We start from the raw sequence: 26,583 nt of genomic DNA, 5'->3' as shown, positions 1-26,583 counted from the left end.
CGGAGCGACGGTTTGCTCCCATGTCCATGATCGACAACGTCGGACCATGGGTCCGCGAATGGGAGGCCCGACGATGAGCAACGATCTGCGATCGTTCGCGACTGCTGCCATGGCCCTGTGCATGATGGGCGCACCGCTTGCATCCCACGCCCAGGAAAGGGAAGCGTGGGAGTGGACGATCGCGCCCTACCTCTGGGCTCCGAGCATCGCGACGGATCTGCGCACTGGTCAGCCACCCGCAGAAACCGATTCGGCATTCTCCGACATCATCGACAAGATCGATGGTGCGTTCCTGATACATGCCGAGGGACGGGGCGATCACTCCGGTGTGTTCGCCGATTACATCTTTCTTGGCCTGGCGGACGACAGGGAGTTTCCGCGGATCAGGACCCAGTCTGATCTCGATTCGCAGCTGTTCGAGTTGGCCGCTTTCTGGAGTCCGGGCCAGGAGCGCTTCCGCGGACTGGATGTGTTCGGCGGCCTGCGTTACGTCGACGTGGACCTCAAGATCAGGTTCGACCCCGTCAATCCGGTCTTCTCCCCGTCGGAGCGCAGCATCGACAAGTCCTACAGCGACTTCATGCTCGGAGCGCGATACACGTGGACGTTGGCCGATCGCTGGCAGCTCACGTTGCGCGGCGACGGCTCGTTCGGCGAAACGGAGGGGACGCACAGCGCCAGTGCCGTGGTCCGCTACCACGTGAAGCAAGGCGCGTGGATCATCGGCTACCGATACCTAGCGATAGAAGTCGAGGCCGGCAGCAACAATACCGATATCACCTTGAGCGGTCCGCTCGCCGGGTTTGAGTTCGCTTTCTGAAGGACGCGGCGCCGAGGCATCAGATCGCGCAACGGTTGATATAAGCGCAACGTTGTATCGCTGCGCGCATCCCTCGCTCGCTTCAACTCCGCCTTGCGAGTAGACAACAATTCCTCGGCAACTGTGCCACCAAATGCCGCTCAAGTGCCGAGTAGTACGGTTGCCTGAGCGCATAAACCCCTTCGCCCGGACCGGACGTTAGTCAACGACGGCGCGAGCCGTTCAGGGATCGAGTGAGAGATGCGACCCGACTGCCTCCCAAGCCCGCTTTGGGTCGGAAGCGGACATTAGCAGTGCTGACCAAATTCCCGGCTCGCCGCGCCAGCCTCTGCCCTGCTGGTCATCCACCAGAAGAGCAGCGCCAACACGCTGACGCTTGCCCCGAGCAGGCACACCCCCGGCCAGCCGGCGCTGGCGTAACTTGCCGTTGCACTGATCGCCCCCAGTCCGCTACCAATCGCGTAGAACAGCATGTAGAGACCAAGCAGTCGGCTGTGCGCTTCAGGGCGGTCGCGGAGAATCATGCTTTGGCTGGTGACATGCAACGCTTGTGCCCCGAGGTCAAGGAGCACGATCCCGACGACCAGCGCGCCGAGTGACCATTGCATCAGCGACAACGGCCACCAGGCTAGCAGCAACGTCACGAGTGCCGCCGCGCTGGTGCGCTGGGCGTGGCCGCGATCGGCCCATTGTCCGGCCCGCGCGGCAGCCAGCGCGCCGACCACACCAACCAAGCCAAACGCTCCGATGGCGGTGTGTGAGAGGCCAAAGGGCTGTGCGCTCAATGGAAGCACAAGTGCGCTCCAGAAGATATTAAGCGCCGCGAACATCAGCAGGGCCAGTACGCCACGCACCTGCAACGCACGGTCCCGACGCAGCAGCGTCAACATGGAGGCGATCAGGCGCGGGTAGCTCATCGCGCTTGGCGTTGCGGCCAGCGCAGGCAAGCACGGCAGGAGCGCCAGCGCAATGGTCAGCATCAATGCGGCAGCGCACAGGTAAACGCCGCGCCATCCGCCAATGTCGCTGACACCGCCGGCGAATACCCGCGCGAGCAGCAGACCGATGAATACACCGCTTTGGGCCATGCCGACGACATGCCCTCGTTCGTGAGGCGCGGCCACGCTGGCTGCATAGGCGATCAGACCCTGCGTCATCGCCGTACCCAGCAGCCCCACGGCGAGCATGCCAGCCAGTAACGCAGGCGTTGACCGCACCAGACCGACCGTGGCCAGCGCGATGACCAGCGCGAACGCCTGCACCGTCATCAGACGGCGGCGACCCATCAGATCGCCCAGCGGAACGACGAACAACAACGAGACGGCGCAGCCGATCTGCGTGGCGGTAACGACTCCGCCAACCGCCGCCTGTGTGATCCCGAAGTCTCGCGCCAATGTGTCCAGCAAGGGTTGCGCGTAGTAGACGTTCGCCACACTTGAGCCGCTGGCGATGGCGAACAACCACGCAAGGCCACGGGGCACCTGCGAAGGTCGGGCCACCGCGTCGCATCGATCCAGGGACTGCGGGCTGTGCGAGACACCCATGATTCCCAGCCTCTCACCAAGTTGCAAATCGCAACCGTTTGAATACTGGCTCACATGGTTTTAAAATGCAACCGAATCGACGCGACCGCACTTCCCGGAGGCTCCATGACAATCCGCAAGGCCACGGATGAAGAGCCTTGTCCTGTTGCCCGCTCCGTCGATCTGATCGGTGACCGGTGGTCGCTCCTCATCGTGCGCGACGCCTTTGATGGCGTACGCCGTTTCGGCGATTTCCAGCGCAGCCTGGGCGTGGCGCGGAACATCCTCGCCGACCGGTTACGCAAACTGGTGGATGCCGGCATCCTCGAGATGCGTGATGCCTCTGATGGAACGGCGTATCAGGAGTATGTGCTGTCGACCAAGGGAGAAGGCCTCTTTCCCATCGTGGTCGCGCTGCGGCAATGGGGCGAGTTGCATCTGTTCGCACGGGGCGAGCGCCATTCGGTGCTGATCGACACGCGCACGCGCAAGCCGATTCCACGCATGACACCTCAGGCCAAGGACGGCTCTACGCTGATGCCTGCGTTTACCGAAGTGCGGAAGGTGACGTAGAGCGAAGCCGCATGCGTCCGCTTTCGGCCAGAAGCGGACATCATGCATCGCGAACCGACCGGTCGGGCTCCGTCCGTCGAGAGCACGGAGATCTCGTCGCCCGACTGCATGACGAAGACATAACAGTTGGAGTTGACCGACTAAACCTCCAGCACGCTGTTGGATGACCCTACGGGTGGTTGGCCGGAACCACGACGCTCTGGACGCCGTTGAAGCGGGATCGCGAACGGTCGGCCGTGCCCGGCGAAGGGAGCCCCTTGGAAATGAAACTCGCAAACCCGGATCGGCAGGGCAATCTCCAGACGTGTCGACACCGCGGCGTGAAGGGCACGCAATGCTTCGGGCAAGTCGTCTTCAGGCTTCCGATCTGCTTCCATGTGTTCCGGCGGGCGCGGGGCGAAAGCTGAAACTTAGCATCACCTTGATCGTACGACCGGTCCGCGGCCGGCTCGCTGTAGCCGCGCTGCGACGAGGCCGGCCACGCTGACGAGCAGAGTCGTTCCGACACAGCCGGCCAGGAGCGCGAACATGCGATCGATTCCTTCCACGCGCGGGCCGGCCGCACGCACCGCAAGGTACGCGCACCCCAGCGCCATCGCCGCGGTTAGTGACCTGGCCAAAGCCTTCCTGAAGCGGCGCGCGATCCGCGCGTACGCGCGATCTGTCATGCGATGGGCGGACACCTACTTTGATGATCTGCCCACTGTGCCGAACGTTGGCCAACACTTTGCCGCTTGTGGCTGATTCACGAATTGTTTACAACCTTGGGGGTGCCGCCCGGGCAGGGGAGGCGGCCGTTGCTGCTGTTCATTCATTCGAGGGAGAGAGTAATGAAAGCCATGCGTCGTCAATCGCTCACCCGGGCGATCCAGTTGTCCTTGTTGTTGTCCCTGCCGGGCCTCGCGGCCGCGCAGGAGACCACGCCGGCCCCGCAGGGTTCGGCCACCACGCTCGACACCGTCACGGTGACGGGTTCGCGCATCAAGCAGACCAATGCGGTCACCGCCCAGCCGGTGTTCGTGCTGGACAGGGCGAAGATCGACCAGACCGGCCTCCAGACCGTGGGCGACCTGCTCCAGCAGATGACCTCCAGCGGCAAGGCGCTCAACGCCAAGTTCAATTCCTCCGGCAACTTCGGCTATCCGCCCGATGGCGGCGGCATCGGCGCCGGTTCCGCGCAGGTCGATCTGCGCAACCTGGGCTCGCAGCGCACGCTCGTGCTGGTCGATGGCGTCCGCTGGGTCAACGAGTCCTCCGCTTCCGGCGTGAGCGGCAGCGCCGACCTCAACACCATCCCGCTGGCCATCGTCGAACGCGTCGAAGTGCTGGAAGACGGTGCGTCGGCGATCTACGGTTCCGACGCCATCGCCGGCGTGATCAACATCATCACCCGCCGCAATTTCGACGGCGCCGAAGTGCATGCCTACTACGGCGAATACGAAGACGGCGGCGAAACGACCGAAGCCAGCCTCACGCTCGGCGGCAGCGGCGATCGCTGGTCGGCGGTGTTCACCGCCAGCTATTTCGAACAGCAGGAAATCAGCTCCGGTTCGTGGGAGCAGTCGGCCTTCCCGACGCCCGGCACCGGCGTGCGCGGCGGCAGCTCGGGCATTCCGCAGGGCCGCTTCTTCTTCTGCGACCCGACGCGTCCCGAAACGGGCGTGGGCGGTTGCGATGCCGACACCGAGAACTGGTACGACATCACCCTCAACGAGGGCACCACGACGCCGGTGTTCGATCCGGACAACCCGAACGGCGGCACGTTCAACTCGTTCGACGGAAGCGACCGCTTCAACTTCGCGCCGTACAACTTGCTGCTGACGCCGCAGAAGCGCAAGTCGATCTTCGCCAGCGTCTACTACGACATCACCGACAACACCCGTCTGCACGTCAAGGGCCTGTACAACAACCGCACCTCGACCAACCAGGCGGCGCCGGAGCCGATCTTCGTCGGTCCGGGCGCCGGCACCGGCGGCATCGCCGACACCATCAGCATCCACGCCGACAACCCGTTCAACCCGTTCGGCTACACGCTGGATGCGAACTCGAACTTCCTGGTCGCCACGCGTCGTCCGGTCGAAGTCGGCCCGCGCATCTTCAACCAGGACGTGGACACGGTGTACTTCAACACCGGCCTGGACGGCACGTTCACCGTCGGCAACCGCAGTTTCGGCTGGGATTTCAACTACGCCTACGCCGACAACAAGGCCACGCAGGAATTCCTCAACGGCTACAACGTCGCCAAACTCAAGCTCGCGCTGGGCGATCCGGCGATCTGCGCACAGGTGGCCGGCTGCGTGCCGCTGGACATCTTCGGCGGCCAGGGCCGTCCGATGACGCAGGAGATGATCGATTACATCCGCACGCGCCAGATCGACTCCTCGCAGCAGAAGCTCGACCTGTACTCGGCGAACATCACCGGCGACATGTTCGACATCGGCGATCGCACCGCGGGCTTCGCGGCGGGCGTCGAACATCGTCGTTATCGCGGCGACTTCAACCCCGATCCGCTGCGCCAGAGCGGCGAGTCTCAGGACTCCTTCGCCGCACCGGTGTCCGCGTCGTACGACGTGGACGAGATCTACGCGGAATTCAGCTTCCCGGTGCTCTCGACCCTGGACCTGAGCGCGGCCGTGCGTTACTCGGATTACTCGACCTTCGGCGGCACCACGACCGGCAAGGCCGGTTTCCGCTGGCAGCCGATCGAGGACCTGGTGATCCGCGGCACCTACTCGCAGGGCTTCCGCGCGCCGAACCTCGGCGAGCTGTATGGCCTCACGCAGTTCGGCGCGACGCTGGTCGATCCCTGCGGTTCCACCGGCAGCCCCGGTCCGGCCGATCCGTCGTTCGCGGCGGGCTGCGCGGCGCAGGGCGCGCCGCCGAACTTCGAGCAGGCCAACACGCAGATCACCACCTTCACCGGTGGCAACCCGAACCTGCAGCCGGAGGAATCCGACAGCTACACGTTCGGCGTGGTGTACGCACCGGGCTGGGCATCGGGCCAGTCGTGGTCGGATCGCCTGGACTTCGAAGTGGGTTACTACAACCACGAAATCGATGATGCGATCCAGGCACGCGACATCCAGGCGCTGCTGGAAACCTGCCTGCGCGAAGGCGGCGTCGGCTCGATCAACTGCACGCCGTTCTCGCGCGGTGCCGGCGGCAACCTCAACCCGCCGGAGAACTTCCTCGACAACCTGGGCCGCATCAAGACCGACGGCGTCGACTTCAAGGTCAACTGGGTCGGTCCGGAATGGGGCTGGGGCCGCCTGAGCGCGTCGCTGCAGTCGACGTACGTCAACGACTACGAGGCCGTGGACGTGGACGGCAACCGCTCGCAGCGCGAGGTCGGCATCGAGGTCAACGACAGCGCGATCCCGGAATGGCAGACCAACCTGCAGACGAACTGGACGCTGCAGGACTTCAACGTGGGCTGGACGATCCGCTACATCTCGTCGGTGGACGAGCTGTGCTCGAACGTGCCGGTGGACGAGGCGCCGGGCTGCATGGGCGGCGCGGAGTTCAACACGCTGGGCTCGACGACGTACCACGACCTGCAGTTCAACTGGAGCAACGCGGGCGTGGAGAACCTCAAGTTCACCGTCGGCGTGAACAACGTCTTCGGCAAGGAGCCGCCGGTGTGCCTGACCTGCTCGCTCAACGGTTACGACGCGGGCACGTACGACCTGCCGGGCGCGTTCTGGTACGTCAGCGCGGACTATCGCTTCTGACGGGACTGATCGGCTGATCGCGGGTTCGCGGTCGGCCGGTCATCGAGGTGTGGAAACGGAACGGCCGGTGGTTCGCCATCGGCCGTTTCGGTTTGCTGTTGCTCTTGCCCGTCATCCCGGCCTTCGCCGCGATGACGAGCTTGTTGGGAAGGCGATGCTGCTTTTGCAGCCCGGGTAAACGAAGCGCACCCGGGGCTTTTCGCGCGGTGAACCCGGGTGCGCTTCGCTTACCCAGCTGCAAGAACCAGGCAACAGCAAATGGGTTCCAGCTTTCGCTGGAATGACGGGTGAGGTGGTTTCCAGCAAAAACAAAAACGGCCAATGCTTTCGTCATCGGCCGCCTCAGGTCATACGCTGCCCGCGAAGATCACCGCAGCGCCGCATCCGGCACATGCAGGTCGATCGACAACGCCAGGTGGTCCGACGCTGCCGCGGGACGCGCGCGCGCATTCGACGTCTTCAGCCCATCGCCCACCAGGATGTGGTCGATCGCGCGCTGCGGGCGCCAGCTCGGGAAGGTGAAGACTTCGCCCTCCGGCAGTTGCAGTCGCGTGTTGCGGAACAACGCGCGCATTTCCGGGCGATCGATGGAGCAATTGAAATCGCCCATCAGCACCGCGTTGGGATGGTCGTGCAGCAGTTCGGCGATGAAGCCCAGCTGCGCGGCGCGCGAGTTGGCGCCGAGCGAGAGATGCGCCACCGCGACCAGCAATCCCTTGTCGCCCTCGCCGTAGCGGGCGAGCAGCACGCCGCGCCCGGCGATGCGGCCGGGCAGGGCGTGGTCGATGACTTCCTTCGGTTCCAGCCGGCTCAGCAGGCCATTCGCGCTGGAGGCCACGCCGCCGACGCGCCGGTTCGGCTGGTGGCTCCAGTAATCGAAGCCGGCGCGCTGGGCGAGGTAATGCGTCTGGTTGGTGAAACCCGACCGCAGGCTGCCCGGATCGCTTTCGTTGAGGCCGACGATGTCGTGCTCGCCGGCCAGCTGCGCGATCGCGTCCAGGCTGTTGCGCTTGCCCGCCGGCAGGACGTGGGACCAGCTGCGCGCGACGTAATCGTGGTAGCCGCGCGTGCTGGACCCCGCCTGGATGTTCGCGCTGAGCAGGCGCAGCCGGCGGGTATCCATTCGATCGTGGTGCGCTTACTGCGCTGCGGTCGCGCCGCCGGCCTTCGCGCGCTCCTGCGCGACCAGGTGGTCGGCGATGCGCAGCGTGTCCTCGAAGCCCTTGCCGGTGATGCGGTACTTGCCGTTGATCACCATCGTCGGCGTCGAATCCACGCCGCTGCGCGCGATGAACTGGCCGGCGCGCTTCATCTTCGCGTCGATGGCGAAGCTCGACATCGTGCTGGCGAACTGCTTCGCGTCGACGCCGTACTTGCCGTAGAAGGCGCCGATCTGCTCGTTGGTCGGCAGCGGCTGCACCGGCAGCGTGCGGTCGACGTGGATTGCGTTGAACACCGCTTGGTGCGTCTTGTCGAGCACGCCCATGGTCTGCGCGGTGTAGAACGCCTTCGCGTACGGCTCCCAGTAGCCGCCGAACGGCGCGGCGAGGGCGATGAACTTCACGTCGGCCGGCTGCTTGGCCTTCCACGACTCGACCAGCGGCTCGAAGTGGGCGCAGTGCGGGCAGGTGTAGCCGAACACCTCGACGACCTCGATCTTGCCGCCGGTGGGTTCGTACGGCTGGCCCCCGGCGACTTCGACGTAATCGGTGCCGGCCACGGGCGCCGGGCCCTGCGGCGGCGTGGCCGCGGCGGCGGGTGCGGGCGTGGCGGCCGGAGCCGCGGCGGTTTCGGCCGGAGCGGCGGGCGCCGGAGCCGGCGCGGTTTCGGCAGCCGGCGCGGTGGGCGCGGCCGGGGCGGCGGTCTCGGCCGGGGCCGGGGCCTGCTTGGAGCAGGCGGACAGGGCCAGCAGTCCGGTCAGGACCACGGCGAGATGGGGCAGACGCGAATTCATGCAGACAATCTCCGCAAAGGTCGGGAAAGCATGGGCCGGCGCGATGTCGGGCCGGCAGGGCACAGGCAAGAATACCGGCCACGCGCGGCCGGCGACACACGGCTCAGCGCGTCTTGCCCTCGTGTTCACGCGCGACGAGCTGGTCGGCGATGCGCAGCACGTCGTCGAAGTCATGGCCGATGACGCGATAACGCCCGTTGACCACCAGCGTCGGCGTGCCTTCCACGCCGCTGCGGCGGATGAACTGCCCGGCCTTCTCGACCCGCTGGGCGACGTCGACGCCGTCGTAGGCGGCCTGGAACTTCGCGGGATCCACGCCGTAGCGCGCGTAGAACGGCGCGATCTCGCCCGGCGTGGCGTTGCGCAGCGGCAGCGTGCCGTCGGTGTGCAGGGCCTGGAACATCGCCTCATGGGTCGTCCCGGCCACGCCCAGCACCTGCGCGGCGTAGTAGGCCTGCGCGTACGGCTGCCAGGAGCCGCCGAACGGCGCCGCCATCGGAATGAAGTTCACCGTCGAGGCGTTCTTCCGGGCCCAGGCCGAGACCTTCGGCTGGAATTGCGCGCAGTGGATGCAGGTGTAGCCGAACACCTCGACTACCTCGACCTTGCCCTTCACCGGCGCGAACGGCGTGCCGCCTTCGATCACTTCGTAATCGGTGCCTTCGACCAGGGCGGCCTGCGGCGTGGCCGCGAGCGCGGCGAGCGGGAGCAGGGCGAGCAGGACGAGCGAGCGGAGCAGCGGTCGGCGGGTCATCGGCGTTCTCGAAAAGGTGGGGCCGGAAACGAAAGCGCCGACCGTGTAGCCACGGCCGGCGCAACAGACAACTCTGGAGTACCGCCTGGGACCACGGTCACCGGCGGAAGTTCACCGGCTCAGGAACCGGTCGCCGGCTCGGCCGGCTGCTCCGTGGGTGCCGGAGCCGGAGCCGGCGCGGCTGCCGGCGCGGCCGGTGCGGTGGCGACGGCCACGTCGTCGCGGCTCGGGTGCAGGCCCTGCAGGTAGCTCGACAGCGAACCGATTTCCTCGTCGGTCAGCTGCTTGGCGACGGCGGCCATGATGTTGAACAGGTGCGCGTCGCGCTGCACGGTCGTGCCGGCGCGGTATTCCTCCAGGCGGCGCTGTGTGTACGGCGCCTGCTGGCCGGCGATGTGCGGGTAGGCCGGACCGGGGTTGCCGGCGCCGTCCGGGCCGTGGCACGCCATGCACGCCGGGATGCCGCGCGCCGCGTCGCCCGAGCGGAACAGCTGCTGGCCGATCTCGAAGTACTTCTTGCCGGCGTTCGGGCCGGTGGCCACGGCGGTGTCGTCGGCGACGCCGGCGCCGGCCTTCTGCGTGGCGAAGTACGCGCCGACGTCGCGCGCGTCCTGGGCCGACAGCGCGTCGGCGAAGGGCTTCATCACCGCGGCCATGCCGGTGTTGCGCTCGCCGGTCTTGAACAGCGCGATCTGGTGCGCGATGTAGCGCTCGCTCTGGCCGGCCAGGCGCGGGTACTGCGGATCGGTCGGGTTGCCGTCCAGGCCATGGCACGCGGCGCAGGTGCCGGCCTTGGTCGCGCCGGCCTTCGCATCGCCCCACACGGTCTTTTCCGGCGCGGTGTTCAGCGGTGCCTGCTCGACCGGCGCGTTGTTCGGAACCGGGGTGACGGTGGTCTGGGCATAGGCGACGGCGGCGGCCGCGAGTGCGACGATGCCGACGATGCCGAGGACGCGGGCTTGGCTCATGTAGCTGGGCTCCGAAACACAGATGAGGCGAACCGCCGGGCGGACGCCGGAACCGCGGAATTATCGTCGGCGCTCCGGGGGCGGTCAACGCGCACGCCGTGCCGAAACCGGCCGCAGTCCGCGGTTTGGCGGGACCGCGGCCCGATTTCGCGTCGTTGGCGCGGGCTTGCGGCGGCTTCGCGCGTCGCCCGTGCGATCCTTGTGCGATGGCCAATCCCTTCGTCCGCGCCCGCTACCTGCTGTCGGCGCACACGCACAAGCAGCTCCCGCCCGATGGCGGCTTCGAGGTCGCCTTCGCCGGCCGCTCCAACGCGGGCAAGTCCAGCGCGCTCAACGCGCTGTGCCAGCAGAACGCGCTCGCCCGGGTATCCAAGACGCCCGGGCGCACGCAGCAACTGGTGTTCTTCGACATGACGCCGCCCGAGATGGACCCGCCGCGTTACCTCGTCGACCTGCCCGGCTACGGCTACGCGAAGGTCCCGCAGGACCTGCAGGCGCACTGGCAGGCCTTCATCGACCAGTACTTCCGCACGCGCGAGGCGCTGAAGGGCCTGGTGGTGGTGATGGACATCCGCCATCCGCTCAAGGAATACGACCGCCAGATGCTCGGCTACGCGGTCGAGCGCGGCCTTCCGGCGCATGCGCTGCTGACCAAGGCGGACAAGCTCGGTCGCGGGCAGCAGTCGCAGGCGCTTCTGGCGGTGAAGAAGGAACTGTTCAGCGCGTTCGGCAACACGGTCAGCGTGCAGGCGTTCTCGGGCGAGTCGAAGCAGGGCGTGGACGAGGCGCGGGCGGTCGTGGCGGGGTGGCTGGGGTTGTAGCGGTTGCGTTTCCGGCGGTGATACACCTCAGCGTCATTCCAGCGGAGGCTGGGCCCCATTTGCCCAGCGCTCACTGACGCACATCCTGGGCGGCTCCCTTGGGGGCGCGATGGGCTGTTCGAGAACAGCAACGGCAAAAAGCTCTTGTAGCCCGGGTAAGCGAAGCGCACCCGGGTTGGAGGAGCGATCGCGCCCCGGGTGCGCTTCGCTTACCCGAGCTACAAAGACAACAACCACGGCAAATGGGTTCCGGCTTTCGCTGGAATGACGGTGATCTGGTTCGCCGGTAACGGAGTGCCCGAGTGTTGCGGGCCTGGATCCCGGCCTTCACCGGGATGACGTGGTTCCGGCACCGGGGAGCAGAGGCGCCCCAAAAAACAAACCCCCGCCGACTCGCATCGGCGGGGGTCGCAAGCACCGCGGGAGGCGGCCTAGAACTTGTAGTTCACGCCGACCAGGTAGGTGCGGCCCCACTCGATGTATTCCAGCGGACGATCCTTCGTGCCCGCATACGTCTGGTACGGCGAGTTGGTCAGGTTGCTCGCCTCGAACAGCAGCGTCAGGCCCGCGAGCGAGCTCGCCTCACCGAACGTGTAGCTCACCTGCGCGTCCAGCTGGTCCTCGCCCACCACGTAGCGCAGCGTGCGGTTGCCGTCGAAGTTGCCGATCTCGCCGATGAAGTCCGAACGCTTGCGCTGGCTCACGCGCGCCTCGAAGCCCGCGCGCTCGTAGTACGCGGTGAAGTTGTACACCTCGTCCGACAGGCCCGGCAGGCTGATCGGATCGGTGCCCACGCTGCTCGCGCTTTCCGGATCGAGGATCTCGATGTCGCTGTCGTTGAAGCTCGCGCTGGCGACGATGCCGAAGCCTTCCAGCGGCGCCCACAGCATGTCCAGCGGAATCGACGCGCTCAGCTCGATGCCCTGCAGCTTCCCGCCCTGTCCGTTGTACGGCGCGGTGAAGTTGCCGGTCGTCTGCGCCGGCGGCGAACCTTCCGGCGGCACGTAATCGGCCACGAACGACGAGAAGTCGAAGCTGTCGTTGGTCTGCGTGTAGATGTAGCTGCGCAGGTCCTTGTAGAAGTACGCCGCCGCGACGTACGCCTTGGTGCCGAAGTACTTCTCGTACGAGACGTCGAACGCGTTGGCGCGCCACGGATCCAGTTCCGGATTGCCGCCGCTCGCGCCCGGGCGACCGGTGGCGGTATCCACGCCGAATTCCAGCGACGCACGCAGCTGGTCCACGCGCGGACGCGCGACCTGGCGAGCCAGCGCGAAACGCAGCGTCTGGTCGTGCGGGAACAGGAACGCCAGGTTCATGCTCGGCAGGTAGTCGGTGTAGGTCTTGCCGTTCTCGTACGGCTGCACCTCGTTGCCTGCCGGCTGCGTGGAGTCGAAGAAATTCGCGCGCGAGGACTGGTCCGCGTGCTGGATCTGCACGCCCACATTGCCGCGCACGCCGACCGAACCCCACTCGGTGTCGATGTTCGCCTTGATGTAGCCGGTGGTGAGCTTCTCGTCGACCGTCCACGCCTTCGGGATCAGGTACGACAGGTTGTCGACCGGCTCGAAGCTCATGTAGCGCGCGACGGCGCCCGGCACGTTCCACGCCGGGATGTAGCCCATGCCCGCGAAGCCGAGGTTCACCAGTCCGTACTGCAGGTCGCGTCCGATCGCGATGTCGCCCTGCGCGCCGAGGTTGATGTTGCCTTCCGGCTGGGTCTTCTGCTTCTCGCGGTCGGCGTAGTTCAGGCCGACGTCGATGTCGGACAGGAAACCGCTCGCGAACTGCGGCGCCGGCAGCGAGGCCGCCAGCGTGTAGGTCTTCAGCTCGTCCTCCACGCGCGGCACCTTGCCGTAGCCGGAGCCGTAGATCGTGTTGGTGAGGAACAGCGTTTCCGGATTGGAGTAGTCGCGACCCGGCACCAGCCACGAGAAGCCGTTGCTGTTGTACGCAAGGCCGAGGTTGTCGAGCTGCGGCCTCGGGATCTGCTGCGTGTTGTTCTCCAGCAGCAGTTCCTCGCGCTCGGCGCGCGACCAGCCGATGTCGGCCTTCACGCGCGCCAGGCCCACGTTGAAGTCGTTCGCCCAGCCGAACGCGTCGATCTTGTCCTCGCGCTTGCGGTACATGCCGCGCACCAGCGGATAGACGTTCATCGCCGTGCCGCCGGTGAACGTGCCGTCGCTGTTCACCTGCGGATTGACCATCACCGGCACCGGATCGAAGCCGCCGTTGTAACCCGACAGGTTCACCTCGAACTGGTTCGCCGTGTCTTCCTGGTCGGCCTGCGTGTGGAACAGGTCGAGCGTGCTGGTCCAGTCGTTCGACGGACGGTACTGCAGCGTCGCCATCACCGCGTCGCGCTCGATCTCGCCGGTGCGGCGCAGCGCCTTGATGCCGTCGGCGAAGAACGTGCCTTCCGGCACGCCGTTGCGGAAGCGGTCGCCGTCCGGGCCGGTCGTCGCGCTCCACGGCTCGTACAGGCCGACCTGGTTCTCCTGGATCGGCAGTTCGGTATGCGAATAACCGATCGAGAAGCCCAGCGTGCGATCCATGAACTGGCCGATGTAGCTGGCGTTGATGCGATTGCCGTCGCCGTCGGCGTTGGCGGCGTCGCCCAGCGAATTGCGCTGGTAGCGGCCACTCACCGCGATCACCGGCTTGTCGTAGTCCAGCGGACGCACGGTGCGCATGTCGATCGTGCCCGACAGGCCCTGGCCGACGAGGCCGGCATCGGGCGTCTTGTACACGGTCACGCCGCTCATCAGCTCGGCGGGATACTGGTCGAACTCGACGCTGCGGTTGTCGCCGGTGGAGACCATCTCGCGGCCGTTGAGCAGCGTGGTGGCGAAGTCCGGCGAGAGGCCGCGCACGCTGATCACCTGCGCGCGACCGCCCACGCGCTGCGCGGACAGGCCGGGCAGTCGGGCGATGGATTCGGCGATGCTCACGTCGGGCAGCTTGCCGATGTCCTCGGCGGACACCGCTTCGACGATGGACGTCGATTCCTTCTTGGTGTCGATCGAGGTCTCGATGCCGGCGCGGATGCCGGTGACGACGACCGAGTCGAGCGTCCTGGTTTCATCGGTCCGCGACGGCTCGCCTTCCGGCGCCTGCGTGGCGACCTGTGCCTGCGCGCCGGCGGCGACGAGCATCGTTGCCGATGCGAGCGCCACGCTCAGCAGATTGCGCTTGAGTTGCATCTCCCCTCCCACTGGTTCGATTCTGAAATCGGGTTCTAGTCGTTGTGTGTCGGCCCGCGTACGTCGCGACCACGTCGCGCTCGCCGGAACCCGCGCCCGAATCGGCAAAAGAAAACCGCTCAGGACGTAGCGGCGATGGTAGTTCGGCGCATCGCCGCACAAATTCCTTTGCATACGTATTCATCGCCCGCGGCAGCGGCGAAAGGCGCGTGCAAGCGTTTTCCCGGCGCACGGGGCAACCGCCCGCGCATGCGCGGGAGCGGTGGTTCGCGCCGGTCCTTCAGCGCCCGAGGAGGAACTGCAGCGGTACGTCGAGGCGATCGCGCCAGGCGCGTTCGTTGTGTTCGGCGCCGGCGAATTCGCGGCTCATGAACTGGCGCCCCTCGCGCCAGCCGGCCTCGCGCAGCACGGCGTCCATGCGCTGCTGGTACGGCGCGTAGGTCGCGTCGAGCGTCGCCGTGCCGTGGTCGAAGTAGAAGCGATGCGTGCGCCGCGCGGGCAGGTGCGCGGCCAGGTAGTCGATGACCGAGCCGTCGTTCGCGGGCCAGTGGGTGGAGAGCCCGCCTGCCGCGCCGAACACGTCGGGATACTCGCTCATCGCGTACGCCGAGATCAGGCCGCCCATGCTCGAGCCCATCGTCAGCGTGTCCTCGCGTGCGGGCTTCGTGCGGTACGTCGCGTCGATCGCGGGTTTCAGTTCCTCGACGATGAAGCGCAGGTAGCCGTCCGAGAGCAGTTGCGCGCGCTGTTCAGGCGGCACGGCCTTCGCCGGCATGTACTCGCTGCCACGCAGCGGCGTGTTGGAAATGCCGACCACGATCGCCTCGCGCACGCGGCCGGCGGCGATCAGTTTCGCCATCGTGCCGTCGACGTCCCAGTCGATACCCGTATACGCCAGCGCCGGATCGAACAGGTTCTGGCCATCGTGCATGTACAGCACGGGGTACCGCCGCTGCGGATGCGATGCGTACGACGGCGGCAGCCACACGTCGACATTGCGCGCGGGCACGAAGGCGGACGGCACGTCCTGGTAGCTGTCGACGCGACCGGTCGCCTGCACGGCGGGCGCATTCACCGCGTACGCCCAGCGCAGGAACACCGGCAGCATCCGCGCCCATGCGGCCTGTTCATGCCGGCCGTCCTGCAGCAGGTAGAGCGATGCGTCGGCGCGCGTCGGCTTCGTGGCGTAGTCGGGATTGATGCTGTAGCCGAGCTGCTTCAGGCCCTTCGTGCCGCCGGCATCGGCGTTCCAGCCTTCGAGCATGTCGCGCGTGTCGTCCACGGCGTCGTCGATGCCGTCGCCGTCGCGATCGCTCGCTTCCTCCGCCGTGCCCACCGCGAAGAACCAGCGCGCGCCATTGCGCGGCTCGCTCACGTCGACCATGTGCTGGGCCATGCGCGTGCGCTGCATGCTGGCGTCGTCGGTCGTGTCCGACGCGGGCCAGAACGACGGCGAGAACGCACCCACGCGCCCGAAGATCTCCGGGTACTGCCAGCCCAGGTTGAACGCATTCAGCGCGCCCAGCGACCAGCCCAGGATCGCGCGCGCGTCGGGCGTGGTGCGCGTGCGGTAGCGCGCGTCGATCGCCGGCACCAGCGTGCGCACGAGCCATTCGGAATACGCGTGCGCGTTCGTGCCGATGCCGCCGTGGCGCGTCTTCGCGACGAGGTTCGCGCCGACCTTGCGATCGGACAAGCCGTAGGCGCCCATCCGGTCGGGCGGCATGTCGATGGCGACGACGATCGGCGCACGGATCGCGCCGCTTCCAATCAGTTGCTGCAGCGTTTCGCGCAGGCGGACCGCTTCGCGATCCTGCCCGTCGTTGACGTACAGCACGGGATAGCGCCGCTTCCCGTCCGCGTAATCCGGCGGCAGATAGACCGTGGTCTTCATGCCATCGGGCGCGAAGGAGGCGGCGGCGGGCGCGAACGTTTCGACGACCAAATCGCCGCGCACCGGTTCGGGCGACAACGGCTCCACCGCCATGGCGGCCTGCGCGAACGACAGCGCGCACGCGACGCAGACGGCGAGGAGGCGATTGCGATTCCGGAGGCTGGTCATCCTGCGTTCTCCCGTCGCGTCGCGTTCGTGGTCAGCCCACTCGCGCGTAGAACACGCCGCGCGGCGGCAGGCGCAGCGTGCGCCCGTGCAGTTCGCCGGCGCGCAGGCCATGGTCGGCGAGCGGCGTCGCCGTTCCGAATGCCGTGGGTATGTCCCACTTCTGCGGAGTCGCCGAGAGGTTGAACACGACCAGCAGCGACTCGCCGCCGCTGCGTCGGGTGAACGCGAGCACCGGTTCGTCCGCGTCGAGGAAGGCGATGTCGCCCGTCACCAGCGCCGGATGCGCCTTGCGCCAGCGCAGCAGGTGGCGCACGCCGTTGAGCACCGAATCGGCGCGTGCATCCTGCGCGGCGACGCTGAGTTCGCCGTGTTCGGCCGGCACCGGCAGCCACGGGCGCGCGCCGCTGAAGCCGCCGTTCGCCTCGCCGTTCCACGGCATCGGCGTGCGGCATCCGTCGCGGCCCTTGAAGGTCGGCCAGAACGTGATGCCGTAGGGATCCTGCAGCGCTTCGAACGGCACGTCCGCTTCGGTCAGGCCGAGTTCCTCGCCCTGGTACAGGCACACCGAACCGCGCAGCGAGCACACCAGCGCGACGAGCTGCTGCGCGAGCGCGGCGTCGTACGCACCGCCGGCGTTCCAGCGCGTCACCGCGCGCTGCACGTCGTGGTTGGAGATCGCCCAGCACGGCCAGCCGTCGCGCATCTTCGCTTCGAGGTTCTCGACCGTGCCGCGGATGTAGGCCGCGCTGGAATCGTCGGTCAGCAGCTCGAAGCTGTAGCCCATGTGCAGGCGGCGTTCGTTGACGTACTCGGCCATCGTCGCCAGCGAGTCTTCCGAGGAAATCTCGCCGAGCGTGGTCGCGCCGGGATAACGATCGAGCAACGCGCGCAGTTCTTCCAGGAACGGGATGTTCTCCGGCTGCGTGTTGTTGTACCAGTGATACTGGAACGCGTACGGGTTGTCCGGGCTGAAGCCGCGACCGGTGCGCAGTTCCAGCGGTTTTGCCGGGTTGTCGCGCAGCTGCGTGTCGTGGAAGCAGAAGTTGATCGCGTCCAGGCGCAGGCCGTCCACGCCGCGGTCGAGCCAGAACTTCACGTTGTCCAGCGTCGCCTGCTGCACGGCGGGATTGTGGAAGTTCAGATCGGGCTGCGAGGCGAGGAAGTTGTGCAGGAAGTACTGTCCGCGCCGCGGTTCCCACTGCCACGCGACGCCGCCGAACAGCGACATCCAGTTGTTCGGCGGCGTGCCATCGGGCTTCGCGTCGGCCCACACGTACCAGTCGGCTTTCGGATTGTCGCGGCTCTCGCGGCTTTCCCTGAACCACGCGTGCTCGATCGAGGTGTGGCTGAGCACCTGGTCGATCATCACGCGGATGCCGAGCGAATGCGCCTTCGCGAGCAGACGGTCGAAGTCGTCGAGCGTGCCGAACAGCGGGTCGACGTCGCGGTAATCGGCGATGTCGTAGCCGAAATCGGCCATCGGCGACTTGAAGAAGGGCGAGATCCAGATCGCGTCCACGCCGAGGCTGGCGACGTAGTCCAGCCGCGCCTCGATGCCCGGCAGGTCGCCCACGCCGTCGCCGTTGGTGTCCAGGAAGCTGCGCGGGTAGATCTGGTAGATCACCGCGCCGCGCCACCATTCCGTTCGTGCGTTGCTGCCTTCCGCCATCTGCCTTTCCATCCCGACGCCGTCTGCGCGTGTGCCCGCCGTCTCGTCCATGTCGAACATGCATGCCGAGCCGGATGCGCGCCCGGGGCGCGCGGTGGCGTGCACTATTCCACGGTGCGTCCCCGCCGCGCATTGCCCTGGACCGCCGCCGGCCATGAATACGTATGCAGCGCGAGCCCCTGTCGCCCCCGCCGACTACCATGGGCCACCGAGTTGGGGATGCTGCATGAACCAGGCCCGCCCGGCGCCGTCGATGCGCCGCTCGCCACGCCTCGCGCTGGCCATCGCGCTCACCCTGGCCGCGGGTTCGCCGCAGGCCGGCGACACCCCGTGGCGCGATTCGATCCAATGGCAGGGCGCCACCGCGCGCATGCAGGCGGATGGCGATGGATGGTCGTTGCAGCCGAAGACAGGCGCCGCGACCCGCATCGCCGCGCAGCCGATGCGCAGCGACACCGCCAGCCCACTGTTCGACGGCCTGTTCGCGCTGGCGCAGCAGGAGCTGACGCGGGCGCAGGTCGAATCCATCTCCGACAGCGCGTACGACAACGGACGACCGATTCCCTGTTCGTGCTTCGAAACCGGCGAGAAGTGGCGTTACGTGTGGACGCGCGACCTGTCGTTCGCGGCGGACCTCGCGCTCGCGCAACTGCGCCCGGAGCGCACGCGCAACGCGCTGCGTTTCAAGCTGTCCGACCTGCGCGCTGGCACGCCGCGGGGAACGTACGTCGTGCAGGACACCGGTTCCGGCGGCAGCTGGCCGATCAGCAGCGACCGGGTGGTGTGGTTCCTCGCCGCGCGCGGCCTGCTCGATGCGCCGGCGGGCGACGTCGATGCCGCGCGCTTCAAGGAGGAAGTCTGGCAGGCGCTGACCGATACGCTCGCGCAGGATCGGCAGTTCGTCTTCGACGCGGACATGGGGTTGTATCGCGGCGAAACCTCGTTCCTGGACTGGCGCGAGCAGTCGTACCCGCGCTGGACCGCGAACGACGTCGCGTTCCTCGCGCAGTCCTTCGCGCTGTCGACCAACGTGCTGCATCACCAGGCGTTGCGGTTGGCCGAACGCATGGCGCGCGAGCGCGGCGACGCGCGCGCGGACGGGTACGCGCGCCAGGCGCAGGCGCTCGCGACGCAGATCGGGCACCGCTTCTGGCGCGAGGAGCGCGGCCTGTACATGAGCTACATCGGGACGGCAGCGCATCCGGTTCCGTTCGAGGCGTACGATCTGCTCGGTCTGTCGCTGCTGGTCGACAGCGGCATCGCGCCGGAATCGCGCGCACGCCGCGCGCTCGCGACCTATCCGATGCTCGACTCCGGCAGCCCGGTGATCTGGCCGCAGCAGCCGGACATCGCGATCTATCACAACCGCGCGATCTGGCCGTTCGTCTCCGCGTACTCGCTGCGTGCCGCGCGCAAGCTGGACGACGCCGGACGCATCGCGCACGAGATCCGCTCGCTGATGCGCGGCGCCGCGCTCGCGGGTTCGAACATGGAGAACTACGAACTCGTCACCCAGGCCGTGCACGTGGACGACGGCGCGCTGAGCGGGCCGGTGGTCAATTCGCCGCGGCAGCTGTGGTCCGTCGCGGGCCATCTGCAGATGGTGATGGAAGGCGTGTTCGGGCTGGGTGCGGACGGACGCGTCGAGCCGAAGATTCCGGCGGACGTCGTGCCGATGCTGTTCGGTCGGCGCGATCGCATTTCGCTGCGGATGCCGGGGCGGGAGATCGTGCTCGTGCGGCCCGCTGTCATCGAGGGCGACCTTCTCGTCGCCGGCGACATCGAGCGCGAAGGTGCGCGGGACACGGTTCGATTGGTATCGAAGCGCGGCGTCGTGCGGCAAAAGTCGACGCCCCTGGACGCGGCGGCCTTCGCGCCGGCGACGCCGGATGCGCCCGCATTGATACAACATGAGACAAGCTGGCGCATCGGGATTCCCGCGAACCAGCGCCTTTACGTCGACGGCACGTTGCGTTCGGATGCGTCTTCATCAATTCGCAGCATCGACCTGCCGATGCGCGACGCGCAGCAGTGCATGAGCCTCACGCGCGTGGAGCGCGGCATCGAATCGCTGCATTCGCCCACCCGCTGCGTCGGTGCCGACCTCGCGATCGACGGCGAATGGCCGCGCCAATGGCGCGCACCGACGGCGGGCCGCTACGCCTTCAGTGTCGACTTCACCAACACCCACGGTCCGATCAACACCGGCATCACCGCCGCGGTGAAGACGCTGGTCGCGCAATGCGAGGGCATGGATGAACAGCGCGGCACGCTGGTGATGCCGCACGGCGCGGCGCAGCAGCGCTCCAACGCGGTCGTGATCGGCGTGCCCGCCAACGCGTCCTGCCGATTCGCCTTGCGCGACGGCGTCAACATGTCGTACCTGAGCCACAACGCCCGTTACACCGGCGGCGCGGGCGGTGCCGAAGGCCCGCTCAACGAGGCCGCGATCGGCGCGCTGCATGCCGTTCCACTGAAGGAGTCGCCCGCACGATGAGCACGAAACCGCAGCTGTCGTTCTGGCAGATCTGGAACATGTGCTTCGGCTTCCTCGGCATCCAGTTCGGATTCGCCCTGCAGAACGCCAACGTCAGCCGCATTTTCCAGACGCTCGGCGCGAGCATGGACGACATTCCCGTGCTGTGGATCGCCGCGCCGCTGACGGGGCTGATCGTGCAGCCGATCGTCGGCTACATGTCCGACCGCACGTGGACGCGCCTGGGCCGTCGTCGTCCGTACTTCCTCGTCGGTGCCGTGCTCGCGACGCTGGCGCTGTTCTTCATGCCGAACTCGCCGACGCTGTGGATCGCCGCCGGCCTGCTGTGGGTGCTGGACGCGTCGATCAACATCTCGATGGAGCCGTTCCGCGCGTTCGTCGGCGACCAGCTGCCGACCTCGCAGCGCGCGAGCGGCTACGCGATGCAGAGCTTCTTCATCGGCGTGGGCTCGGTGATCGCCAGCCTGTTGCCGTGGATCCTCGCGAAGATGGGCGTGGGCAATACCGCGGGTCCGGGCGAAGTGCCGGACACCGTGCGTTACGCGTTCTATTTCGGCGGCGCGGTGCTGCTGGTCGCGGTCGGCTGGACCGTGTTGCGCACGCGCGAATATCCGCCGGACGTGCTGCGCGCGCAGGACACCGCACCGCGCGCCGCGCGCAGCGAACCCGACGGCGCACGCGCGCGACTCAACGGCGCCGCATGGCTGATCGCGGGTATCGTCGGTGCGCTCGGTGTGTGGCGATTCGCGCTGGACAAGCAGCTGTACATCCTCGCCGGCCTGCTCGCGGGCTACGGCCTTGCGCTGATCGTCGCCAGCGGCCTGCGGCGCGACCGCGCGCTGGCGCAGATCGTCGGCGACCTCCACGACATGCCGTCGGAAATGCGCAAGCTCGCGGTCGTGCAGTTCTTCTCGTGGTTCGCCCTGTTCGCGATGTGGATCTACACCACCGGCGCGGTCACGCAGGTGCATTTCGGCAGTACCGATCCCTCGTCGGCCGCGTACAACGAAGGCGCGAACTGGGTCGGCGTGCTGTTCGCGGCGTACAACGGTTTCGCCGCGCTGGCGGCGATCGCGATTCCGTGGATGGTGCGGCGCCTCGGCCTGCGCGTGAGCCATCTGGTGAACGTCACGCTGGGTGGCATGGGATTGCTGTCGTTCCTCGTGATCCGTGATCCGCAATGGCTGTTGCTGTCGATGGTCGGCGTCGGCTTCGCATGGGCGTCGATCCTTTCGCTGCCGTACGCGCTGCTGTCCGACAGCGTGCCCGCCGAGAAGATGGGCGTGTTCATGGGCATCTTCAATTTCTTCATCGTCATCCCGCAGCTGGTGGCCGCGAGCCTGCTCGGCTTCCTGCTCAGGCACTTCTTCGGCGGCGCGCCGATCCAGGCGCTGACCATCGGCGGCATCAGCCTGGTCGTCGCCGGCCTGTGCGTGCTGCGCGTGCAGGAACCGCGCGTCGCCGCCGCCGCGACCACCGTCCATTGAGGAGCCCAGCAAGCATGCGTCCGAACGTGTCCCTCCTTGCGAGCGCGCTCGCGCTCGCCGCTTCGATGCCGAACGCGCACGCCGCGCAGTCGCCGGAGTATTACGGAACGCTCGAGCCGTTCGCGAAGGAAGCGGTGTACTTCGTCGTCACCGATCGCTTCGTCAATGGCGATGCGTCCAACGATCATCGCGATCAGGGCGGACCGAACGACGCGACGCGCACGTTCGATCGTCCCACGCCCGGCAGCGACGCCGGCGACAACATCGGTTACCTCGGCGGCGACTTCAAGGGCATCGTCGATCACCTCGACTACATCCGCGGCATGGGTTTCACCGCGCTGTGGATCACGCCGATCGTCGACAACCCGGACGAGGCGTTCACCGGCGGAAAGCCGGCGCGGAAGGGCGGTTTCCTGACCGACGGTGGCAAGACCGGCTACCACGGCTACTGGGGCGTGAATTTCTACCAGCTCGACGAACACCTGCCGAGCAAGGGCCTGGATTTCAAGGCGCTCGCCGATGCCGTGCACGGGCAGGACATGAAGCTGGTGCTCGACATCGTCGGCAACCACGGCTCGCCCGCGTACTCGATGCCGACGCCGCAGCCGAAGTACGGGCAGGTGTTCGATCGCGACGGCAAGCTCGTCGCCGATCACCAGAATCTCCCGCCGGGCAAGCTCGACCCGAAGAACAATCCGCTGCACCGGTTCTACAACACGTCCGGCGGCCTGGCGGAGCTGTCGGATTTCAACGAGAACAACCCCGAAGTGATGGAGTATCTCGCCGGCGCCTACGCGCAGTGGATCGGGCAGGGCGCGGATGCGTTCCGCATCGACACGATCGGCTGGCTGCCGCATCCGTTCTGGCATGAGTTCGTCGCGCGCATGCGCAGGCAGAAGCCGGGGATGTTCATGTTCGGCGAGGCGTTCGAATACGACGCGAAGAAGATCGCCGAGCACACCTGGGCACGGAACGCGAACGTGAGCGTGCTGGATTTCCCGCTGAAGCAGGGGCTGGAGAAGGTGTTCGGCCGCGAGCGCGCGGGTTTCGAGGAACTGGCCGGGCGGCTGTATCTCGACGGCGGGCCGTACGCGAATCCGTACGAACTGGCGACGTTCTACGACAACCACGACATGGCGCGTCTCGATGCGAGCGACGAAGGCTTCATCGACGCGCACAACTGGCTGTTCACCGCGCGCGGCATTCCGGTCGTATACTACGGCTCGGAAATCGGCTTCATGCGCGGCAAGCCCGAGCATGACGGCAACCGCAACTACTTCGGCGCGGAGCGCATCGCCGCCGCGCCGTCGCACGCGATCCATCGCAACCTCTCGCGCATCGCGCATGTCCGTGCGCGGACGCCTGCGCTGCAGCGCGGGTTGCAGCTGAACGTCGAACTGAAGGGCGACCGCGCGGCGTTCTATCGCGTGATCCAGCACGGGGGCGTTTCGCAGATCGCGCTGGTGCTGCTCAACAAGGGCGATGCGGCGGCGACGTTCGAGGTGGAGCGGTGGCTGCAGCCGGGCACGTGGCGCGCGGCGATCGCGGGTGGCGAAACGAAGGTGCGTCGCGGCGGTTCGATCGAGGCCACGGTGCCGGCGCATGGCGTGGAGGTGTTCGTGCTCGACGCTGCCGTGACGCAGCCGGAACTGAAGGCTGGGCTGGACCGGTTGATGGCCGCGAGGCGGCCGGAATAAGCGAGGAACGAGTGGAGAGGAACGAGTACTCGTTTCTCGTGCCTCTCCGCCGGTTTCAGGGGCTCAGGCTCCGCTCGACCGGCGCACCACCAGCGACGTCGGCAGCGTGATCGAACGCGTCTGCTCCCCCGCGACCTGCCGCAGCAGCGTTTCCACCAGCAGTTCGCCCGCGCGCTTGGTGTCCTGGAACACGGTGGTCAGCGGCGGGCTGGTGAAGCGGGCCATCGGGATGTCGTCGAAGCCGACGACGGCGATGTCCTCGGGCACGCGCAGCCCGGCTTCGGTCAGCGCGCGCATCGCGCCGATGGCGATGAGGTCGCTCGCCGCGAACACCGCATCGAACGCGCCACCGCGCGCCAGCAGTTCGCGCGCCGCGGCGTAGCCGTCTTCCTCGGAGCTTTCCGCATCGACCTGGAGGATCGCCTCCATCGCGCCGCCGGCATCGCGCAGGGCGGCGTCGCAGCCGCGGAAGCGGTCGAAGAATTCCGGGCAATGACTCGATGCGCCGCCGAGGAAGGCGATGCGGCGTCGGCCGAGGCCGACCAGGTGCTCGCCGGCGAGGCGTCCGCCGTTGACGTTGTCGCAGCCGATCGACAGCCCCGGCTGGTCCGGCAGCACCGCGCCCCAGCGCACGAACCGCGTGCCCTGCGCGACCAGTTTCTCCAGCTTGCCCTGGTAGGCCAGGTAGTCGCCGTAGCCCAGCAGGATCAGGCCGTCGGCCTTCATGCTGTCCTCGTAGTCGGCGTGCCAGTCGTCGGAGAGCTGCTGGAACGAGACCAGCAGGTCCTGTCCCTCGCGCGCGCAGGCGCGGGTGATCGAACCGACCATCGACAGGAAGAACGGGTTGATGTGCGACTCGTCCGGGGTCGGATCCTCGAACAGCAGCAGGGCCAGCGTGCCCGAGCGCTGCGTGCGCAGGCTCGACGCGTGGCGGTCGACCTTGTAGTTGAGTTCGCGGACGGCGTCCTCGACGCGGCGGCGCGTCTCGGCGTTGACCAGCGGACTGCCACGCAGCACGCGCGACACGGTCGCCTGCGACACGCCCGCGCGATGGGCGATGTCCAGCGAGGTGATCTTGGTCTTCTTGCTGCGACCGAGGTAATGCACTTGCGACATTCCGGCAGTATGTAAGCCCTTGTACGCAAAGGCTTGCCGCAGTGCGGCATCGGGCGCTTCGACGCTCGCCCGGCGGAGCCGGAGGGCACGAAGCGGATTACTGCGTTGCACCGTCGGCGATAGGTCCATTCACGCCCTGTCGATACACTGGCGTGATCACCTGCACAGTCCGGGCGTCCAGATGGACCGGTCCAGCGGGGTTTTCTTTCTTCCAGAGGTGCGTGTGTCCGGTCCCAGCCAGGTCAAGGATGTTCCGATCGAGGATCGGGCCCAGCTCGTCGAGTTCCTCAGCTCCGGCATCCGGCCGCGGGAGGACTGGCGCATCGGCACCGAGCACGAGAAGTTCGGCTTCCAGATCTCCGACCTGCGTCCGCCGGCCTTCGACGGCGAGCGCGGGATCGAGGCGCTGCTCAAGGGGCTGACCCGCTTCGGCTGGACGCCGGTGACCGAGCACGACCGTGTCATCGCGCTTACGCGCGATTCGGCCTCGGTGTCGCTGGAGCCGGCCGGCCAGCTGGAACTGTCCGGCGCGCCGCTGGAGAACCTGCACCAGACCTGTTCGGAAACCAACAGCCACCTGCGCGAGGTGCGCACCGTCGCCGAACCGATGGGGCTGGGCTTCCTCGGGGTCGGTTTCCAGCCCAAGTGGCGGCGCGAGGACATGCCCTGGATGCCCAAGGGCCGCTACAAGATCATGCGCGAATACATGCCGAAGGTTGGCTCGCTCGGCCTGGACATGATGACCCGCACCTGCACGGTGCAGGTCAACCTCGACGTCGGCTCCGAGGCCGACATGGTGAAGAAGTTCCGGGTCTCGCTCGCGCTGCAGCCGATCGCGACCGCGCTGTTCGCCGATTCGCCGTTCCTGGAAGGCAAGCCGAACGGATACCTCAGCTACCGCTCGCACATCTGGACCGACACCGACGCCGATCGCACCGGCCTGCTCGACTTCGTGTTCGAGGACGGCTTCGGGTTCGAACGCTACGTCGATTACCTGCTCGACGTGCCGATGTACTTCGTCTACCGCGACGGGCGGTACATCGACGCATCCGGGCAGTCGTTCCGCGATTTCCTCGACGGCAGGCTGCCGGCGTATCCGGGCCATCGTCCCGTGCTGCGCGACTGGGCCGACCACAGCACCACCGCCTTCCCCGAAGTCCGCCTGAAGAAGTATCTGGAGATGCGCGGCGCCGACTCCGGCCCATGGAACCGCATCTGCGCGCTGCCGGCGTTCTGGGTCGGGTTGCTGTACGACGAGACGGCGCTGGATGCGGCGTGGGATCTGGTGAAGGACTTCACCCTCGCCGAACGCCACGCGTTGCGCGACGGCGTTCCGGCGCATGCGTTGAAGCTGCCGTTCCGCAACGGCACCGTGCTCGACCTCGCACGCCGCGCGCTGGAAATTTCCGCGCACGGTTTGCGTCGTCGCGCGCGCCTGAATCCGAATGGCGCGGACGAGACGGTGTTCCTCGATCCGATGATGGAGTTCGCCGAAGCCGGCATCACCCCGGCGGAACGCAAGCTCGACCTGTATCGCGGGCCGTGGCAAGGCGATATCGACCGGGTGTTCCGCGAGTTCGCGTACTGAGGTTCGGCGTCGGCGAAAGCCCCCGGGTGCGGCTTCGCCTCACCCGGGCTACAACAGCTGCGATCGCCCGTGAGGCCCGGGCGTTTGTAGCCCGAGTAGGCGCAGCGCACCCGGGTCGAC

The 26,583-nt window shown here is 67.3% G+C and carries 18 protein-coding genes; 8 read left to right on the top strand and 10 right to left on the bottom strand.

What is annotated here, in order from left to right; genetic code table 11:
* Positions 1 to 73 precede the first annotated feature (73 nt).
* Entirely contained in the window at positions 74 to 820 is a 747-nt protein-coding gene (locus I4U41_RS17165) for a hypothetical protein (RefSeq protein ID WP_206862381.1), read from the top strand.
* 287 nt (positions 821 to 1,107) lie between these two features.
* On the opposite strand, the gene I4U41_RS17160 is transcribed toward I4U41_RS17165, so the two are convergent.
* Positions 1,108 to 2,280 carry an MFS transporter gene (locus tag I4U41_RS17160; RefSeq protein WP_242525311.1) on the bottom strand — a complete coding sequence of 391 codons (1,173 nt, stop codon included), beginning with the start codon at positions 2,278 to 2,280 and terminating at the stop codon, positions 1,108 to 1,110.
* Between the two features lie 189 nt (positions 2,281 to 2,469).
* Between I4U41_RS17160 and I4U41_RS17155 the strand changes: the two genes are divergently transcribed.
* Both I4U41_RS17155 and I4U41_RS17150 read left to right on the top strand, forming a co-directional pair.
* On the top strand, positions 2,470 to 2,916 hold the full coding sequence (locus I4U41_RS17155) for a winged helix-turn-helix transcriptional regulator (RefSeq protein ID WP_206862380.1): 447 nt from the start codon (positions 2,470 to 2,472) through the stop codon (positions 2,914 to 2,916).
* Positions 2,917 to 3,746: 830 nt separating this feature from the next.
* Complete coding sequence (locus I4U41_RS17150) at positions 3,747 to 6,647, top strand: TonB-dependent receptor plug domain-containing protein (RefSeq protein ID WP_206862379.1); 2,901 nt, start codon at positions 3,747 to 3,749, stop codon at positions 6,645 to 6,647.
* On the opposite strand, the gene I4U41_RS17145 is transcribed toward I4U41_RS17150, so the two are convergent.
* The 5 genes from I4U41_RS17145 to I4U41_RS17125 form a co-directional block, all read right to left on the bottom strand.
* A complete protein-coding gene (locus I4U41_RS17145; RefSeq protein WP_206862378.1) occupies positions 6,625 to 6,981 on the bottom strand; it encodes a hypothetical protein in 357 nt (118 codons plus the stop codon). The two genes, I4U41_RS17150 and I4U41_RS17145, sit on opposite strands and share 23 nt — an antisense overlap.
* A gap of 33 nt (positions 6,982 to 7,014) precedes the next feature.
* Positions 7,015 to 7,770, bottom strand: coding sequence for an endonuclease/exonuclease/phosphatase family protein (locus I4U41_RS17140; RefSeq protein ID WP_206862377.1), 756 nt, complete (start codon positions 7,768 to 7,770; stop codon positions 7,015 to 7,017).
* Positions 7,771 to 7,785: 15 nt separating this feature from the next.
* Positions 7,786 to 8,601 (bottom strand): thiol:disulfide interchange protein DsbA/DsbL, encoded by an 816-nt coding sequence (locus I4U41_RS17135; RefSeq protein WP_206862376.1) that lies wholly within the window; start codon positions 8,599 to 8,601, stop codon positions 7,786 to 7,788.
* A 103-nt stretch (positions 8,602 to 8,704) separates the two neighbouring features.
* Entirely contained in the window at positions 8,705 to 9,355 is a 651-nt protein-coding gene (locus tag I4U41_RS17130) for a thiol:disulfide interchange protein DsbA/DsbL (protein WP_206862375.1), read from the bottom strand.
* 119 nt (positions 9,356 to 9,474) lie between these two features.
* On the bottom strand, positions 9,475 to 10,323 hold the full coding sequence (locus tag I4U41_RS17125) for a c-type cytochrome (protein ID WP_206862374.1): 849 nt from the start codon (positions 10,321 to 10,323) through the stop codon (positions 9,475 to 9,477).
* A 206-nt stretch (positions 10,324 to 10,529) separates the two neighbouring features.
* Between I4U41_RS17125 and yihA the strand changes: the two genes are divergently transcribed.
* Positions 10,530 to 11,144 carry a ribosome biogenesis GTP-binding protein YihA/YsxC gene (yihA, locus tag I4U41_RS17120; RefSeq protein ID WP_206862373.1) on the top strand — a complete coding sequence of 205 codons (615 nt, stop codon included), beginning with the start codon at positions 10,530 to 10,532 and terminating at the stop codon, positions 11,142 to 11,144.
* A gap of 431 nt (positions 11,145 to 11,575) precedes the next feature.
* On the opposite strand, the gene I4U41_RS17115 is transcribed toward yihA, so the two are convergent.
* The 3 genes from I4U41_RS17115 to I4U41_RS17105 form a co-directional block, all read right to left on the bottom strand.
* A complete protein-coding gene (locus I4U41_RS17115) occupies positions 11,576 to 14,347 on the bottom strand; it encodes a TonB-dependent receptor (RefSeq protein WP_206862372.1) in 2,772 nt (923 codons plus the stop codon).
* Positions 14,348 to 14,627: 280 nt separating this feature from the next.
* The gene (locus tag I4U41_RS17110) at positions 14,628 to 16,409 is read right to left on the bottom strand and encodes an alpha/beta hydrolase-fold protein (RefSeq protein WP_206862371.1); all 1,782 of its coding nucleotides are present in this window, start codon (positions 16,407 to 16,409) and stop codon (positions 14,628 to 14,630) included.
* Between the two features lie 31 nt (positions 16,410 to 16,440).
* Positions 16,441 to 18,078: an alpha-glucosidase family protein gene (locus tag I4U41_RS17105; RefSeq protein WP_206862370.1), complete on the bottom strand. Its 1,638-nt coding sequence runs from the start codon at positions 18,076 to 18,078 to the stop codon at positions 16,441 to 16,443.
* Between the two features lie 226 nt (positions 18,079 to 18,304).
* Here I4U41_RS17105 and I4U41_RS17100 point away from each other — a divergent pair, with 226 nt between their 5' ends.
* The 3 genes from I4U41_RS17100 (at position 18,305) to I4U41_RS17090 (ending at position 23,759) form a co-directional block, all read left to right on the top strand.
* The gene (locus I4U41_RS17100; protein ID WP_242525310.1) at positions 18,305 to 20,575 is read left to right on the top strand and encodes a glucosidase family protein; all 2,271 of its coding nucleotides are present in this window, start codon (positions 18,305 to 18,307) and stop codon (positions 20,573 to 20,575) included.
* Entirely contained in the window at positions 20,572 to 22,062 is a 1,491-nt protein-coding gene (locus tag I4U41_RS17095) for an MFS transporter (RefSeq protein WP_206862369.1), read from the top strand. Before I4U41_RS17100 ends, I4U41_RS17095 begins: the two co-directional genes overlap by 4 nt.
* 65 nt (positions 22,063 to 22,127) lie before the next feature.
* Positions 22,128 to 23,759 (top strand): alpha-amylase family glycosyl hydrolase, encoded by a 1,632-nt coding sequence (locus I4U41_RS17090; RefSeq protein ID WP_242525335.1) that lies wholly within the window; start codon positions 22,128 to 22,130, stop codon positions 23,757 to 23,759.
* 63 nt (positions 23,760 to 23,822) lie between these two features.
* Here the strand turns inward: I4U41_RS17090 and I4U41_RS17085 are convergent, their stop codons facing one another.
* Entirely contained in the window at positions 23,823 to 24,875 is a 1,053-nt protein-coding gene (locus tag I4U41_RS17085; protein WP_206862367.1) for a LacI family DNA-binding transcriptional regulator, read from the bottom strand.
* A 223-nt stretch (positions 24,876 to 25,098) separates the two neighbouring features.
* Here I4U41_RS17085 and I4U41_RS17080 point away from each other — a divergent pair, with 223 nt between their 5' ends.
* On the top strand, positions 25,099 to 26,463 hold the full coding sequence (locus I4U41_RS17080; RefSeq protein ID WP_206862366.1) for a glutamate--cysteine ligase: 1,365 nt from the start codon (positions 25,099 to 25,101) through the stop codon (positions 26,461 to 26,463).
* Positions 26,464 to 26,583 lie beyond the last annotated feature (120 nt).

Source organism: Lysobacter changpingensis (assembly GCF_017308985.1).
Classification (GTDB): Bacteria; Pseudomonadota; Gammaproteobacteria; order Xanthomonadales; family Xanthomonadaceae; genus Lysobacter_J; species Lysobacter_J changpingensis.
The sequence above is the reverse complement of the archived record's forward strand: the minus strand, read 5'-3'. Positions and strand labels throughout refer to the sequence as shown.

Bases quoted from the DNA above. Each gene is read 5' to 3' on its own strand.
- I4U41_RS17165 (WP_206862381.1), top strand. From the start codon at position 74: ATGAGCAACGATCTGCGATCGTTCGCGACTGCTGCCATGGCCCTGTGC.
- I4U41_RS17155 (WP_206862380.1), top strand. From the start codon at position 2,470: ATGACAATCCGCAAGGCCACGGATGAAGAGCCTTGTCCTGTTGCCCGC.
- I4U41_RS17150 (WP_206862379.1), top strand. From the start codon at position 3,747: ATGAAAGCCATGCGTCGTCAATCGCTCACCCGGGCGATCCAGTTGTCC.
- I4U41_RS17145 (WP_206862378.1), bottom strand. From the start codon at position 6,981: ATGACGAAAGCATTGGCCGTTTTTGTTTTTGCTGGAAACCACCTCACC.
- I4U41_RS17140 (WP_206862377.1), bottom strand. From the start codon at position 7,770: ATGGATACCCGCCGGCTGCGCCTGCTCAGCGCGAACATCCAGGCGGGG.
- I4U41_RS17135 (WP_206862376.1), bottom strand. From the start codon at position 8,601: ATGAATTCGCGTCTGCCCCATCTCGCCGTGGTCCTGACCGGACTGCTG.
- I4U41_RS17130 (WP_206862375.1), bottom strand. From the start codon at position 9,355: ATGACCCGCCGACCGCTGCTCCGCTCGCTCGTCCTGCTCGCCCTGCTC.
- I4U41_RS17125 (WP_206862374.1), bottom strand. From the start codon at position 10,323: ATGAGCCAAGCCCGCGTCCTCGGCATCGTCGGCATCGTCGCACTCGCG.
- yihA (WP_206862373.1), top strand. From the start codon at position 10,530: ATGGCCAATCCCTTCGTCCGCGCCCGCTACCTGCTGTCGGCGCACACG.
- I4U41_RS17115 (WP_206862372.1), bottom strand. From the start codon at position 14,347: ATGCAACTCAAGCGCAATCTGCTGAGCGTGGCGCTCGCATCGGCAACG.
- I4U41_RS17110 (WP_206862371.1), bottom strand. From the start codon at position 16,409: ATGACCAGCCTCCGGAATCGCAATCGCCTCCTCGCCGTCTGCGTCGCG.
- I4U41_RS17105 (WP_206862370.1), bottom strand. From the start codon at position 18,078: ATGGCGGAAGGCAGCAACGCACGAACGGAATGGTGGCGCGGCGCGGTG.
- I4U41_RS17100 (WP_242525310.1), top strand. From the start codon at position 18,305: ATGAACCAGGCCCGCCCGGCGCCGTCGATGCGCCGCTCGCCACGCCTC.
- I4U41_RS17095 (WP_206862369.1), top strand. From the start codon at position 20,572: ATGAGCACGAAACCGCAGCTGTCGTTCTGGCAGATCTGGAACATGTGC.
- I4U41_RS17090 (WP_242525335.1), top strand. From the start codon at position 22,128: ATGCCGAACGCGCACGCCGCGCAGTCGCCGGAGTATTACGGAACGCTC.
- I4U41_RS17085 (WP_206862367.1), bottom strand. From the start codon at position 24,875: ATGTCGCAAGTGCATTACCTCGGTCGCAGCAAGAAGACCAAGATCACC.